Annotated in this window: 1 protein-coding gene; it reads right to left on the bottom strand. The window is 41.6% G+C overall.

Annotation, left to right across the window (positions count from 1 at the left end; translation table 11 throughout):
• Window positions 1-205: helix-turn-helix domain-containing protein (locus IEY42_RS22280; RefSeq protein ID WP_188927343.1), on the bottom strand; the 205-nt coding region annotated here is incomplete at its 3' end.
• Window positions 206-580 lie beyond the last annotated feature (375 nt).

Genomic DNA, 580 nt, shown 5'->3' with positions numbered 1-580 from the left:
GATTATGTTTATCATCTAGGCCGCTAATGCCATGAGTTAAATAATGAGTAACCCAAGCATTTATACTGGTTCTACTGACCTTGAACATGTTAGCTATAGCAGTACGAGAATGACCTTCGGTAAAATGAAGTAAGGCGAGATAACGCATACGTTTACGTGCGCTTTTCTCCGATTTAACTAATGCGGCAAGATTAAGATTATTCATCGATACTGAAATAAGGAAATGACAACCAAATAGATCACATATTTAATGTAAATGGTATAAATGGTATTACTTGCCTAGAAGGCACAGAACTCCCGTTGAGTGACCAGATAATTAGTGGAATTGGTATCACTCTCTTTTCAGAGAAATTAAGCGCCTGGAAATGACCTACTCTCACATAGGGGTGTAGAGGTTGCGCTTAATGTGCGCAGCACATTGCAACCTCGAAACGCGTAGAAACTTGTTTCAAGCTGAGGGCCCGCTCAGCGGCGGGGGACTGCGGGGTAGATATTTCAAACCCTATATACGAAAAAAGCCCTAGCGTTTTCTGCTAGGGCTTTTTTCGTGTATTTGGCGTCTGGAAATGAATACTGTGTT

The sequence above is a fragment of the Shewanella algicola genome (assembly GCF_014648035.1).
In the GTDB taxonomy this organism is placed as follows: domain Bacteria; phylum Pseudomonadota; class Gammaproteobacteria; order Enterobacterales; family Shewanellaceae; genus Shewanella; species Shewanella algicola.
The sequence above is the reverse complement of the archived record's forward strand: the minus strand, read 5'-3'. Positions and strand labels throughout refer to the sequence as shown.